The sequence below is a fragment of the Erwinia typographi genome (assembly GCF_000773975.1).
Classification (GTDB): Bacteria; Pseudomonadota; Gammaproteobacteria; order Enterobacterales; family Enterobacteriaceae; genus Erwinia; species Erwinia typographi.
Genome location: NZ_JRUQ01000036.1, coordinates 1 through 372, shown reverse-complemented (window position 1 = coordinate 372; position 372 = coordinate 1). Strand labels below are relative to the sequence as shown.

1 pseudogene is annotated in these 372 nt (G+C 62.1%); it reads left to right on the top strand.

The window, feature by feature from the left end:
- A pseudogene (locus NG99_RS29700) lies at nucleotides 1-372 on the top strand (Replication protein); the annotation flags it as partial.

Below are 372 nucleotides of genomic sequence, written 5' to 3'. Positions count from 1 at the left end.
TACGCCCGTCATCAGCTGAAGATGGCCAGGCTTGGCATAAATATCGACAGCCACCACTCCCTTAAAAACCGCCTGAAGAAGATAAAGCGCTGGGTGGTCAGCCCTGAGCTGCGGGCTGAACGGGAGCGCGTGGAGGAAGACCTGGGCGCGGTGCTCGATGAGCAGGCCCGCAAGCTGCGGCAGCTGCGTCCGCGCAGCACCGGCAACCGGTACGAAAGTGCCTGGCGGCGGTTTGTTGCCGGTGGCCAGTGCACGATGGCCATGCAGATGACGCTGGAAAACGCGCTGAAGGCGGACCACCCGCTAATGCATCATACCGACCCTGAAACGTACTACCGCCTGCTGCTGGAACGCGCTGGCGTCCCCCTTTAA